Consider the following 14,129-nt stretch of genomic DNA (forward strand, 5'->3'; position numbering starts at 1 on the left):
AAAAGTAACTGCCAAAAAAGAAGTGAATGGAAAGAAATCATCCGTGCTTCAAATTCAGAACTTACAATTGGGCAACATCAAGGCTGACCCAGAACAACCAAGAAAAACTTTCAACGAAGATGCGTTACAGCAACTTTCTGAGAGTATCGAAGAGCACGGTGTATTGCAGCCAATTACGGTAAGGCAATTAAATGGCCATTACATCATTGTGATGGGCGAACGCCGATATCGTGCAAGCAAGCTGGCAGGAAAAAAGACCATACCCTGTATCGTTAGGCCTTATGAGAACAATGATGTTCTGGAAGTTCAGATTATCGAAAATCTACAACGACAGGATGTTGAGCCTACCGAAGAAGCTGAGGCCATTGCTTACCTAAGCGAGAAATATACGCCCACAGAAATTGCGAAACGATTAGGAAGAACCGACAACTTTGTAAGACAGCGTTTAAAATTAGCAGGTCTAATAGATGGCTTTAAGCACTTCGTCCGCAATGGCGAAATGACCATTTCGTTAGGTGTTGGTGTCGCACTTTTTGCACCAGAAGAACAACAAATGATGTTGGAAACGATGGGCGAAGATTTTAACACACATCAGATAAACAGGATGATTAAAGACCAGACCTACGACTTGGAAAAAGCATCTTTTGATGTAAAGGATAAGAAGTTGGTACCGAAAGCAGGGTCTTGTTTTGAGTGTCCATTCAATGCGGCAAATCAAGGAAATCTGTTTGGCGAGGGTAAAATGGTCTGCACAAAATCAACTTGTTTCGAGACAAAGAAAAGCAAGTCGTTCTTAAACTTGATTGAAAAATCCAAGAAAGAGAATATCCTACTGATTCCTGAAATACGACAGTATTGGGCAGATGACGAAAACAATCAGCTCATTATTTCACAGTTGGGAAAAAGTGGCTTGAAGGTCTATCTGCTGGATGATGTAGAAATAATCGAAGAACCTACCAAGCCGACAATAGAGGCCATCAAAATAGAATATCAACATTACGATTATTCCGAAGATGAACTGAAGGCAGAATTGGAAGAAGCGATACAGAATTACGAAGACGAATTGAAAAATTACAATTCAGCAACTGATAATGGATTTGTAAACGGTACCGTGTTCCATCCGGACACGTACCAACACAAAACTGTCTTCGTCAAGATAATCGAGAAATCAAAAGATGAGTCAACTGAGTATTCAGCGCCATTGGCCAATAGGAAAATGGCAGATTGTACACCTGAGGAACAAATCGTTAAAATCAAAGAAAGGGAAATCCGCAAGAAGCACATTGAGAACAACAAACAGTTCGAGGAAGTGGTTCAAATGATTCGTGAGACTAAATACATTAATACCAAAAAGACACTTTCAACAGACGAAATGGTGGCATTCTCAATATCACTTTTTGAGAACAATGTGGACTATATGAGCCAACAGAAACACTTTTCAAAATTGTTAGGCGATACGTCCAAGATGACCAAAGTTGAAATAGTAGAGAATTTCAAGAAGAAGTTCAAAAAGGAAATATTTCACAAGCTGATACGGTATATACTCACGAAGCAAGTGCATTTCGGCGAAAGCAATCACGTTAATAATTTAACGAACATTTCATTCTACAATGCGATGCAGGGATATTACAAATCCAAGATTGCCAGCATTGAGAAGGAATATGTTGAAAAACGAGACAAGCGTGAGGCACGTTTGAAAGAGCGCATCACAGTTCTTGAAAAGAAAATTCAGGAACTCAGCGATTAGCTTTTGTTGTTTGAAGAAGGGTCGGCATTCGTGCTGGCCCTTTTTCTTTTTTATGATAGTTCCTAAAAAAACGCATTTAACAGGAAGGGGTTATCAATCAATAATTAGCGCAAAGGTAAACTCGTAAAATACACCCATCAAAAGACTACGGCATAAAGCCATCGATGCACCCTACGCTTATTTATTCCGTTTCCTTTTGAGCTGAGATTTTAGCTTCCGTTTGGGTACTGCTCGAATATTGTTTAATCAAAATATATCATTATGAAACGAATATCTGAAAAACCTAAAATTTCGCCACAAGAGGCTGAAATACATTATCAGTCAAGTAAAGAAAATTACACCATTGAAAGTGCAGAAAGCCATTTGGCTTATTACAGAGAAAAGCATCCGATGTACTACTCTCTGCTATTACAAAATGTTTAACCTAAAATTCAAAAGCTATGTATTTACAAAATTTGCAACAGGATGAAATCTTTGTTCCATCAGAAATGAAATCCTTAAAAAGTCTGACACAGATGGAATCCCGAAGAGGGCTTGAAAACATCATAATTTCCAATGGGAAAATTGTCAATGTAGTATCGAACAGCTATGGCCACATTCCAAATCAACTTTTCTTCAAGAAAGCCGAAGAAATGCTGACCGATGCACAACTGAACTTCCACAAGCGCACCATCAACAAAAACGATAGGTCATTTATTACCGACTTTATAATCGACGACAAAAGCCAGTTTACCGTCAAGAACCATAAGGATTTGATATTGCCGATGCTTCGCTTCAAGAACTCGTATGATGGTAGTGAAAAGACCTCTGGCCACTTCGGTTTCTACAGAAAAGTATGTTCCAATGGCTTGCACGTTTCACAAGCGGAAATTGAGTTTTCCATTAAGCACAGCAAGAACAATACACACCTCATAATGCCGAGGTTGAGCAATCTGTTCGATAAATTTCTGGATAATGAGTTCTACACCATTACCAAGAAATTCGATAAGATGAAGGAATTTAAAATTATCGACACACAAGAGTTTGTGAAAGCCATTCTGGACAAAACGAAGTTGTTTAGATACGAGTGTAGCGATAAGAATAGTGACCCTTCAAAAAAGTCTCGTGAGGTCATTGAGATTTTGAACTATGAAGCCTTGTTACTCAATGAAGAACCGAATCTATGGTTAGGCTACAATGCCTTCAATTCAGTATTGCACAATACATTGAAAAAGAGTTTTGGTCAACAAGAACGGTTGGATAAAAAGCTGTTTGATGAAGTCTATGCTATGGCATAAATTAAATAAAGGTTTGTCCAGTACCATAAACTGGATTTTCTACTGTTGCAAATCCCTGCCATCAATACCGCTCAGCACATTCCCCTACATACGACGCCTGCCTGCTGAAAAAAGCAGGCAACCACTTCATTTTGGGAAAAGAGCTTCACTACAAACATCTTGGACACAATCCCCAATTTCAGCTTTCCATTCCGTTAATCCTTCCCGATGCTCTGGGAAGGTAAACTTGTCCTGAGCGCAGTCGAAGGGCTACATTCCAGAGCCAAAATTGTGAATTAAGTCCGCTATCTCAACGGAAAGCATCACTTCGGTTTTATTAACAGGATTTTCGGTGCGGTCTTCTTGAGCCCTCACTCGAAAATCCTTAAAAACCAAACCGCTGTCTTACACATTTTAAGGGGTTTATAATGGATAAAGCCTTTTTTGTTTTTCGGGTCGTCGAAAAACAGGCACGACATAACCAATTCTAAATTAAACCCAGCCACTTATTTCGCTTAACTGTCGGTACGCTCAAATCGTAACCGGTTTTAAAAGAATTGCTAATGCCCTTATGGAACTTGTCAAGACTATACAAGTTTTAGTGAAAAATAAGGTTTCTACTTCCTTGAAAATCCAAGGATTTTACTACGTCGCAAACACACCTGATTTATTTCCTAAAAGTCTTGACAAAACCCACTCTATCCATTGTGCGGTGCACGAAAGAAATCAAACAAACACCCCTTAAAATTTAATTACAGTTGAATTGAAAAGGGAATTATTAATCTTTTAAATTTTTTAGTTATGAGTACTATTAGAAATCACGTACAGTTGATTGGAAACGTTGGTCAAGAGCCAACCATTACGAACCTTGAAAGCGGTAAGAAAGTAGCCCGCTTCTCACTCGCCACGAACGAGTATTACAAAGACAGTAAAGGCGAAAAGCAAACAGATACGAATTGGCATACAATTGTAGCCTGGGGCAAAACTGCTGAAATTGTAGAAAAGTATGTTGCCAAAGGAAAAGAAGTTGGAATATCGGGAAAACTAAAAACTCGAAGCTACACAACTGATGATAATGAACAACGCTATGTTACCGAAGTGGTAGCCGATGAAATCCTATTACTTGGAAGTAAAAACGACAAGTAGGACTTAAAATTAAAGAGGGCGTTCCTCTGGAAAGTTGCGCCCTCTTTTTCATTATCCATTAATAAAATTAAGATAACAATGAAATCGAAGATTTACGATTTCCATTAAAAAATAGAAACGATGAGTAAAGCACAAGTTAATGAAATCAAAGAAGGATTACAACATTTTCACGGAACTGAAATGTTCTACCAAATCCCATTATTAAGAACACGATTTACAGACGGGTTGAAATACCTTTCGGAAGTTGCCGAATGTTTTTGGCTCATAACGGATGCTTCCGTAATTGCAAAAAGTCTGATGAACCGAAGCGAATTTATCACTATCGACTTTAAGAGATTGTCCGAAGAAAAACAAGATTTTACAGGCTACGAAGCCGAAATAATTTACAGCGATGGCAACGACAATATTTTGGAAAAACACGGCTATCGTGTCACCGATTTTCCTCTCGATGAACTGCGTTTGTATTTTGTAAATGATACGCTGATGCTTCCAAGTGAATATTAAATTCTAAAGCTATGGTATATCTAAATTTTACAGACTTGAGCGAAGAAGCTCAAAACCGACTTTTGGAAACTTCCAAAGAAGATGTGAAACGAAAATTTGGGGATAGCATTCGCAAATACGTAAAAGAAAATTATGGCTGTTTTGAAACGATAATTGAGGAAGAGGCAATGCGGAATTTATATTCTTATACCTACGTTTTCAATATATAGTTTTCAGCATATATGAAACAAGCACCTCTGAATGAGAGGTGTTTTTGTGTTTAATTAATCCTATATCAAGAAAAAATTACTATCTTTATTTCGCTGAATTTCAGCATTCAAATTAAAGTAAGGTTATCCACTTTTCGACTTTCGCCGATAGCCTTACACATCGAAAAATAATATATCGGAAAATCATTTTCCCTGAAAATGGCAATCGGCTTTTTAGCCGGATTGTATGGATTTTTGTCACGCTTGCGCGTGACGAAAAGGAATAGCAAGAGGGTAACGGGCTGCGCCGCGTTACATATTCCATTTTCGTTTTAATCCGTTGATTTTTAATTAGTTAAAATCAAAAAGGATTTAAAAATTCCAGCAATTTGCGTCAAATGGTCTTGAAACACCAGTAAATAGGGATGGATTTACGTCAAATCTTTAAAAAAAGCGAAAGAAATGGATTCATTCATCACTATCAGATTCAAACGAAAAACTGCCAAACGATTTCAGGAATTTTCCAAAATGCACTTTAAAACACACACCGAAGCGATGGAAAACATCCTTGATTTTTTCCTCTATAACGAGATTTCCCCAAGGGAAAAGTTAGGACCAACCGGACGTACTATCGAGGCTAAATTGCTCAAAAGAATCAACGCCGTAATCGCCATAATGCGTGATGTAGAAAAGACCCAAACCAAGCCAACGGTCGCAATGTTGCAATCCCTTTTTGTGATGGACGAACCCAACAAAAAACCATTGATAGTTGAAAAGAAATATGCCGAAGAAAAGAAAGAAGTGCGCTTTCGCGAAAGGCGAAACATTAAGAACGAACTATAATTTTTCCAGCTATGTACATCACAATAACATCCCAAAAGATGGGCGGTAATTTTTCCAAAAGTTCGGCAGATTTTGTTGGGTATTTAGAGAAAGAAAATCAAGGTCTGGAACAGCAAGATATGGAACATTTTTTCAATCAATATGGCGATGAGATTTCTGCTGAGGAAGTCATTAAGGAAATCGATGGGAATACTGCAAAATTGGAAAAACACGAACCAAGATTCTACTCAATAACTGTCAGTCCATCAAAATATGAATTGCGAAAACTTCAGAACAGTAGCGAAGATTTAAAGAAATATACTCGTGAGCTGATGAAAGATTATGTGGCTTCATTCAATAGGGAAATCAAAGGGCGACCGGTTAACATCGATGATATAAAGTACTATGCAAAAATAGAGCATCAACGCACCTTCAAGGGAACAGATTTTCAGGTAAAAGAGAACCAACCGTACGCCATCAAAATTCTTCAGCTCAAAACCGAAATCCGAAACGTTCAGGAAGGACGAAATGAAGGAAATATTAAAAGGATGGAAAAGGAAATCGCAAAATTGGAACGCCAAGCACCACATCAGCAAAACGGAAAACGGATTGTCCAGGGAATGCAAAAAGATGGTAACCAAAGCCACATCCATATTATCGTGAGCCGTAAGGATGCGTCCAACAGATTCAGTTTATCGCCCGGAAGCAAATACAAAGCATCTGATGTAAAGTTGAATGGGGAAACCGTAAAACGGGGATTTGACCGTGATACATTTTTCGAGAATGCAGAAAAAACATTTGATAAGACTTTTGGCTATAAACGAAACTTTGCCGAGACCTACAAAGCCCGAAAGGATTTTGTAAAGAATCCCAATCTCTATTTCGCTGCCTTGATGAAACTGCCGGCTAACAAAAAAGCACTGGCTTTCAAAATTATAGCAAAGACCGGATTGCCGATAGTGCCAAATATTCCAGTTAGTCAAACACAGATTGCACTTCGAATTCTTAAACGGTTGAGACGTGGTGCTGAGATTGCGATTAAATCAAGTTCTATAGGAATCTAACAATTATGCGGATAGATGACCTCATAACGACACTTTCAATTATTGGCGTGACCAGTATTGTTTTCTATGCGATGTTTCGGGTAAGTAGGTATGCATTCATCGTTAATTTTCTCGTGCTTGGTGCGATGGTGTTCTGTTTGAATGGGGAAAACCGACTGATTCTGATTTCTCTCTATCTGGTTTGCCCTCTCATATTAATTAACATAGGAATGTACGTGTTCCTGCATAAAACGGACAAGCCAATAAATGGCGATAGCAAATATCAGGTCAGCTTTGCCACCACTAAGGGAAATTTCAAATTGGATAACATCAAACGAGGTGCATCCATCATTGGTTCTGCCGGAAGTGGCAAGACCGAAAGTGTTGTCTATGGATTTTTGAAACACTTCCGGAAAGAAAGCTTTTGCGGAATTATCCACGACTACAAGGATTTTGAACTGACCGAAATGGCGTATCCGCTTTTTAAGGATAGGGATATCCCATTTAAGGTCATTTCCTTTGATAAAATCATCCATAGGGTAAATCCTATCGCGCCACGTTACTTAGAGAACGAGGAAAGCGTAAACGAAGTGTCAAGGGTATTGATAGAAAACCTTTTGGAACAACGAGAAAGCGGAACAACCGGAACGACAAAATTCTTCAACGATGCTGCGGAAGGACTGATTGGTGGATTGATTTGGAAACTGAAAACCACCTATCCACAATTCTGTACACTTCCCCATTTGATTGCCATTTACCAATATCTGGACACGGATAGCTTAATCCAATTCTTAGAAACCAATACTACATCAAGAGCAATGGCAGATGCTTTTATAAGTGGAAAGGATTCCGACAGACAGACAGCAGGCGTAAAAAGCACTCTGGCAAATGCGTTGAAACGAATTAGTACACAACGCATTTTTATGGCATTGTCCGCAGACGAAGTGCCTTTGAATATCAATAACGAAGAAAGTCCTGCTGTAATTTCAATAGTCAATAACCCGAAATTTGAAACTTCATATTCGCCAGTTATTGCGACCATTATTCATACCATTACCAAACAAATGAGTGTGCGAAATTCAAAACCTTCATTTTTGTTGATGGAAGAAGCACCAACAATTCGTTTATTGAATATGCATAGAATTCCTGCAACTTTGAGAAGCTACGATATAGCAACTATTTATGTAATGCAGGATAAAATTCAGAACGATATGATGTATGGTGACAAGGCGAGTAAAGCGATTTTAAGCAATCTTTCTTATCAGTTTTTTGGTAAAGTCAATGACCCAGACACCGCCAAATATTATGAACGTTTTTTTGAAATAATCAAAGACCCAACCAAAAGTATTAGTCGTGGACATAATCTTGATTTCGATACACGTATTACGACTGGAGAGAAAGAAATCCCAAAAATTAGAGCAGATGTGTTCTTTAGATTAAAGCAGGGAGAGTTTATAACCTATGCGGATGGGAAGGATAAGAAGGTACAGTTTAAATTGGCTAATATTCAACGAGAGTTGCCAAAGGAATCGAAGCATTTTTCTCAGGAAGATTTAGAGGCTAATTTTGAACGAGTTTATGATGAGGCGAAGTCGATATTTGAAACATAAATGTAATCAAAAAAATAATTATGCTTTATTCCATAACAGAAAGTGTTTTTAAAATCTTAAAGGCCTTTAAATTTTATGTAAATTGTACCACTTAATTAAAACATCTGAGATTATAATGCGCATAGACATTGCAGGAAAAGTTCGTGAAAAGAAATTAGCCAGTAATAAGGCTTTATTGCCATTGTTTGAAGCCCTTGTTAATTCTATACACGCTATTGAAGAACTCAAGTCAGAAAGCCCAGGTCTCATAGAAATAGAAGCTGAAAGGTTGCCTCAAGAGAATTTAGGAAGTGAAATAAATGATTCTGATTTTGAAAAGAAAAACCCAATTATTGCCTTTAAAATAACAGATAATGGTATCGGCTTTAATCCTGAAAACTGGGATTCTTTCAATTTGGCTCATTCAAGTTATAAATATAATAAAGGTGGAAAAGGCATAGGACGAATAACTTGGTTAAGAGCTTTTACTAGCGTAGAAATAGATAGTGTTTATCGTCAGAACGGTCATTTCAATCGTCGCCAATTTGAATTTAAAATCAGCAAAGATGGAGTAGAAAACCCGCGAAATTTTAAAGTAGAATCTTCAAATCCTCAAAGACGTACTTCCGTTTATCTCAAAAATTTAAACGAACGTTTTCAACAGTGGACTAATAGCGATTTAGAAGATATTGCAATTAAAATAATTGAACATTGCTTTAGTTTTTTTAGGGAATCTAATTGTCCAAGAATAATTCTTAAGGACAACAATGATGAAATCGTTGTAAATGATTATTTCAAGAATTACACTCGCAATTCTCTTGACAAAAAAAGTGCAAAAATAAAAGGTCAGAAATTCGACTTTGAGGTGGTTAAAATGTATACTTCTAAGCCTGATAATAAAATCCATTATTGAGCTCATCGTCGAGAAGTAATGAATGATAAGTTAACAGACTTTATACCTGAATTAAAGCAGCCTTTGACAGATGACGAAGGAGAAAAGTTTTCATTAGCAGTGTATGTTTCTAGTGATTATTTGGATGATAAAGTTAATGAAGAGCGGACAGAAATATCATTTTCTAAGGCGGATGAATTTTTCCCTGATGAAATAGAAAAAATAGAGGTAAGTGAAAAAGCCGTAGCTATTGTTCGAGAAATATATCAAAAATATATAAGTGTTATAGAACAAGACCGACTTGAAAATATTAGAAAATTTGTAAGTAGGCATCCACGCTATAGGTATTCAGAGAAATATAAACTTAAAGAGTTGAAAAAGATTTCTTCAAATCTAGGTGGTAAAAAATTAGAGATAGAACTTTTTAAACTTCAAAATGAGCTTGAGAGAGACGTAAAACGTGAAGCAAACAAAATGTTAGAGTCGATTAAGGAAATTGACCATAAGGCTGCATTTGATAAAACTCATACAGATTTGTACAACAAAATTGTTGAAGTTGGGAACTCTAAACTTGCCGAATATGTTGTGCACAGATCTTATATTCTGAAACATTTAAACAAGCATTTAAAAAAATCTAAAAATGACAAATATTCTAAAGAGGAAATTATACACAATCTTATTTTTCCTGTAAAGAAAACATCTGATGAAATTCAATTAGAAGAACACAATTTATGGGTAATTGATGAAAGACTAGCTTTTCACGATTATTTGGCATCTGACATACCCTTTACTAGTAACAAAAGAACAGAATCTACTTCATTAAAAAGACCCGATCTTGTCGTATTTAATAAAGCACATTTACTTAATGAAAGTGACAACTATTCTTCAATTGTAATTGTTGAATTTAAAAAACCAATGAGAGACGATTATAGTGAAATTGATAATCCAATAACACAAGTACTTAATTATGTTATTGAAATTCAAGAAAACAACGCTTTAGACGCTAATGGTCGCCCCATAAGTGTACGCAAAGGGACACCTTATTATGCCTATATAATTTCAGATCTAACATCAAAATTAAGAACTCTGGCAAAAAAAGCTGGTTTTACTGCTCATCCAGACAATCAAGGTTTTTTCTCTTACAATAGTAATTTTGAGCTTTATACCGAAATAATAAGTTTTGATAAAATGGTTAAGGATTCAAAAAAGAGAAATCAAATTTTGTTTGATAAACTTAACTTGCCAACTCAATAATATTTAGTTTCCATCAATTCTAAACGCTATCTATACCAAACATAAAATATCTGACAAACCATCATTGTCAACTATATCTATTCCAACAATCTTAATATCATTATATTTACTGTTCTATTTTATTTGAATTAATGACCGAAACAAACCGTATAGAATATAAACGAGAGCTTACCGATGGACTTGAAAAAGAGGTCATTGCGTTTCTGAACTACCGGGAGGGTGGTGTTTTATATATTGGTGTTGATAAAGAAGGGAACACTTATGGTTTGGTAGATGCTGATAGCGACCAGTTAAAAATTAAGGACAGACTAAAGAACAATATCCGTCCTTCAGCACTCGGTTTGTTTGATATTGTGAGTGAGGAAAGGGACAGGAAGAACATTCTAAAAATCATTGTAGCCAGCGGTCCAGAAAAACCATATCATCTCAAAAAATATGGGATGAGCGAAAAGGGTTGTTTTATTCGTTTAGGTTCGGCCGCTGAGCCTATGCCACAAAAAATGATAGACGAGCTCTTTGCCAAACGAACTCGAAATTCCATCAGTAAAATTAAAGCAGGTCGGCAAGATTTAAGCTTTAGCCAGTTAAAAATCTACTATGAGGAAGCTGGCTACACTCTTGGTATTGCCTTTGCGAAAAACATGGAACTGCTTACCGAGGATGGTGCATTCAATTATGCCGGCTATCTATTGGCCGACAAGAACAATACCTCTATAAAAGTTGCCAAATATTCAGGAAAGACCCGTACTGACTTAATAGAAAGCAACGAATATGGCCACGAATGTTTAGTAAAGGCTACTAAACAAGTGATAGATAAAATTGCAGTCGAGAACAGAACTGCTACCAAAATCACAGCCAAAGAGCGACAACAAGTCAATCTTTGGCATCCCATCGCTTTGCGTGAGGCAATAATCAATGCCTTTGTGCATAATGACTACACTAATGAGATTACACCAAAGTTTGAAATCTTTACGGATAGAATTGAAATCACATCGGCAGGTGGTTTACCTGAAGGATTAAGCAAACAAGAGTTTTTCGAAGGCTTTTCAGTCCCACGAAATAAGGAACTGATGCGTATTTTCAAGGATTTAGAACTGGTAGAACAATTAGGTTCTGGCATCCCTCGTATTTTGGAACACTATGGGAAAGAGAGCTTTAGTTTTTCAGATAACTTTCTCAGAATGACATTTATGGCCAAAGAAACTGCTCTTGAAGAAGGTGGTCAAATAAGTAGTGTAATGGGTGGTCTAAAAGGTGGTCAAATAGGTGGTCAAATCGAAAAAACCATAGATGCTATTTCCGAATTAACCCTTAGACAAAAGCAAGTACTGAAATTGATTGCCAAAGATAACCGCATAAGTCGTTCAGGAATAGCAGAAGTCCTACATATAAATGAATCTGCAATTCAGAAGCATCTAAACAACTTAAAGGATGCTGGATATATTGAGCGTCAAGGCGGAACAAGAGGGTATTGGGAAATCAACCTTGACAAAAATTAAAACAAAGCTTCTTTTTTAAAAAGGCCCTTTTTCCCTCGGATCTTTGCTCGTTACCTTCCATTGGTTATTTTCTTTGACTAGCTTAAAGACACCTGACTTTCCATCAAAAGAGGTTTTATATTTTACCCAGGCAATTTCACCTTCAATAGCTTCATCCAAAATCTCTACTTTAATTTCCTTATCAGAATCTGGTATCATATTTTGAACTGTGATTAAACTGGCATATCCATCTGATGTTGTATGCTTTTTTAAAGCTGATTCATCTTTTGAGAAGAAACTTTCAGCAACAATTTGAGCTGTTTCGGTGTGGGACATATTATTATTCCCGGCACAGGAAATAAATAGAAGTACAAGTGAGCAAATAAGTAATCTTTTCATAATATTATTAATTTGGGTTATTGATATATCTATGTGATATATTCAGTTTTATATTTCGTTCGCCATCTTTCTCGTTCAATTCTAAAATTGCCCTACGGTCATTGGACAATGAAAATTTGGGCATTACATAAACAAACCGCACCATTTTTCCTTCTGCAATTTTTGAAGGTAGATAGTGTTTGTAAATAGGTTCTTGATATAAACTCTGTAAAGATTTCTTTTTCCCTTTTTGTCGGGTCTCGATTGAGAGGTTCAAAAAATTCAAATCGTAATCCAACGTAGAATTATTCTCAATCTGGATAACAAAGTAGAGTTCTTCTTTATCAAAAACAACATTCTCAACATTCAAGACAATGCCTTGCATTCGCTTCTTAATCCGACCAATACGTTGGTTTCTGTTAAGAAGATAGGAGCAGAATTTTTGATAATAGTAGGTTCTGTTATCTATATTTTTTTCAGAAGTTACAACCTGAATCGAATCGGTTACAATTGGCTTTTCATTCCCAATACTATTTGATAATGGGATAAAATAATTGAGCTTTGACAGATGCTTCTTATATCTTACAATATACGAAAAAATTGCACCATTCCTGTTGACTACCAGTAGATTACTTTCTTTGCCAGGTTTAGCCTGAAGCAGCCCGAAATATTGTTCTTTTTCACGATTATAGCTGAAAACAAAATTATCCGAACCGGTTATGCCCTGTCTAATAGGTTCTGGGAAAAATAACGCAACATTTTTAGTATCGTTTGCATAAATTGTATCTAGTACTGTGTCTGTTTGAGCTTTCACGAAAGCTGAAATAACAAGAGCTAAGATGATGATATATTTTTTCATAAGAGTGGGTTTTAAATGCCCATTATGGGCCTCATAATTTTGGTTTTAGAATTAATTTGTAGTTGTTAAGCACAGTTACCTTAACGTTTCGATTACGACGTCTAAATACCTGTGTGATTCCGCCCACCTGTGGAACAGTCGGAATATTGATATCACCTATAACATCATCCAAAACTTCTGTGGTGGCTTCTGCCCGAAAATTATTTTGCACATATATACCTTCGCTACCATCTAACAAATCAAAAGCTTTAAGTTTGGTCGGATGATGCTTAATGTTCTCAATTTCGATTAAGGCACGATTGGGTTGAAAACTTATAAATCCGAAGACTGGTGTATTCTTTGGCATCAGCTTACCATTTATAGTTGCTGATTTGGTAAGGCGCATTCGCAATCTAGTGTTCGCTTTAACAATCTGGTCGCCATCCACGACTACATAAATCGTTTCATCTGTACTGCCAATAATTGAAACTTCATTGGGTTTTGGTGAGGCAGCAAAGAATAATTGATGTTCTAGCCCTAATTCTTTGGCTTGAATTTTTTGCTCTCGTATAATTTCGGTTGAATCGATTTGTTGTGAGCTCTTTTGAGCAACTTTCTTTTGCTCTAAGTTGCGATACTTCTTTTCAGAGTATTGAATTTTACCTGCATTGTATATACTATCCACAATGCGTTTTTTTTCGAGCTCTGGCAAATCAGGATTGTAAAGACCTGTGGAATCCAAAAGTTTTTCATCGTAGATACTGGGTGCGTTATTCTCGCGCACTTCCTTTAAGTCATTGATGGCATCAAGCTTGGAATCGTATTCTTTTTGATTTTCTTCTAAGTCTGGAACTAAGGTCTGTTCAAGGTTTTCATTTTCACTTTCGTCATCGCCCATAATCATTACAGAATAGGAAATCAGGAAAATGAAAATCACAGCCAGTACAGCTGCAAAGACAATTTTATTCTTTTCTACTTTCATAATAGTGGTTTT

General features: G+C 36.5%; 15 protein-coding genes. 12 read left to right on the top strand and 3 right to left on the bottom strand.

Translation table 11 applies throughout. The features are described from left to right. The 12 genes from G5V56_RS15690 to G5V56_RS15745 form a co-directional block, all read left to right on the top strand. A partial coding sequence (locus G5V56_RS15690) for a ParB/RepB/Spo0J family partition protein (protein WP_166967282.1) occupies positions 1-1,747 on the top strand: 1,747 nt, incomplete at its 5' end. Positions 1,748-2,008: 261 nt separating this feature from the next. Beyond that, positions 2,009-2,170, top strand: coding sequence for a hypothetical protein (locus tag G5V56_RS15695; protein WP_166966830.1), 162 nt, complete (start codon positions 2,009-2,011; stop codon positions 2,168-2,170). A gap of 17 nt (positions 2,171-2,187) precedes the next feature. After that, positions 2,188-3,024: a DUF932 domain-containing protein gene (locus G5V56_RS15700; RefSeq protein WP_166966832.1), complete on the top strand. Its 837-nt coding sequence runs from the start codon at positions 2,188-2,190 to the stop codon at positions 3,022-3,024. Between the two features lie 780 nt (positions 3,025-3,804). Continuing rightward, positions 3,805-4,149, top strand: a complete 345-nt coding sequence (locus G5V56_RS15705) for a single-stranded DNA-binding protein (RefSeq protein ID WP_166966834.1) — start codon at positions 3,805-3,807, stop codon at positions 4,147-4,149. Between the two features lie 120 nt (positions 4,150-4,269). After that, positions 4,270-4,653, top strand: coding sequence for a DUF6876 family protein (locus G5V56_RS15710; protein ID WP_166966836.1), 384 nt, complete (start codon positions 4,270-4,272; stop codon positions 4,651-4,653). An 11-nt stretch (positions 4,654-4,664) separates the two neighbouring features. Next, positions 4,665-4,862, top strand: a complete 198-nt coding sequence (locus G5V56_RS15715; protein ID WP_166966838.1) for a hypothetical protein — start codon at positions 4,665-4,667, stop codon at positions 4,860-4,862. A 441-nt stretch (positions 4,863-5,303) separates the two neighbouring features. After that, positions 5,304-5,684 carry a BfmA/BtgA family mobilization protein gene (locus tag G5V56_RS15720; protein WP_206285916.1) on the top strand — a complete coding sequence of 127 codons (381 nt, stop codon included), beginning with the start codon at positions 5,304-5,306 and terminating at the stop codon, positions 5,682-5,684. Between the two features lie 11 nt (positions 5,685-5,695). Further along, the gene (gene mobB, locus G5V56_RS15725; protein ID WP_166966842.1) at positions 5,696-6,727 is read left to right on the top strand and encodes a MobB family relaxase; all 1,032 of its coding nucleotides are present in this window, start codon (positions 5,696-5,698) and stop codon (positions 6,725-6,727) included. A 5-nt stretch (positions 6,728-6,732) separates the two neighbouring features. Continuing rightward, the gene (locus tag G5V56_RS15730) at positions 6,733-8,316 is read left to right on the top strand and encodes a type IV secretory system conjugative DNA transfer family protein (protein WP_166966844.1); all 1,584 of its coding nucleotides are present in this window, start codon (positions 6,733-6,735) and stop codon (positions 8,314-8,316) included. A 115-nt stretch (positions 8,317-8,431) separates the two neighbouring features. Next, on the top strand, positions 8,432-9,208 hold the full coding sequence (locus G5V56_RS15735; RefSeq protein ID WP_166966846.1) for a hypothetical protein: 777 nt from the start codon (positions 8,432-8,434) through the stop codon (positions 9,206-9,208). Between the two features lie 18 nt (positions 9,209-9,226). After that, positions 9,227-10,441, top strand: coding sequence for a hypothetical protein (locus G5V56_RS15740; protein WP_166966848.1), 1,215 nt, complete (start codon positions 9,227-9,229; stop codon positions 10,439-10,441). A 131-nt stretch (positions 10,442-10,572) separates the two neighbouring features. Further along, a complete protein-coding gene (locus G5V56_RS15745; protein WP_166966850.1) occupies positions 10,573-11,940 on the top strand; it encodes an RNA-binding domain-containing protein in 1,368 nt (455 codons plus the stop codon). Between the two features lie 15 nt (positions 11,941-11,955). Here the strand turns inward: G5V56_RS15745 and G5V56_RS15750 are convergent, their stop codons facing one another. The 3 genes from G5V56_RS15750 to traM form a co-directional block, all read right to left on the bottom strand. Beyond that, complete coding sequence (locus G5V56_RS15750) at positions 11,956-12,255, bottom strand: basic helix-loop-helix domain-containing protein (RefSeq protein WP_240911350.1); 300 nt, start codon at positions 12,253-12,255, stop codon at positions 11,956-11,958. Positions 12,256-12,325: 70 nt separating this feature from the next. Next, the gene (locus G5V56_RS15755) at positions 12,326-13,156 is read right to left on the bottom strand and encodes a DUF4138 domain-containing protein (protein WP_166966854.1); all 831 of its coding nucleotides are present in this window, start codon (positions 13,154-13,156) and stop codon (positions 12,326-12,328) included. 31 nt (positions 13,157-13,187) lie between these two features. Next, positions 13,188-14,117 (bottom strand): conjugative transposon protein TraM, encoded by a 930-nt coding sequence (gene traM, locus G5V56_RS15760; protein ID WP_166966856.1) that lies wholly within the window; start codon positions 14,115-14,117, stop codon positions 13,188-13,190. Positions 14,118-14,129 lie beyond the last annotated feature (12 nt).

It is taken from the genome of Yeosuana marina (assembly GCF_011762485.1).
Classification (GTDB): domain Bacteria; phylum Bacteroidota; class Bacteroidia; order Flavobacteriales; family Flavobacteriaceae; genus Yeosuana; species Yeosuana marina.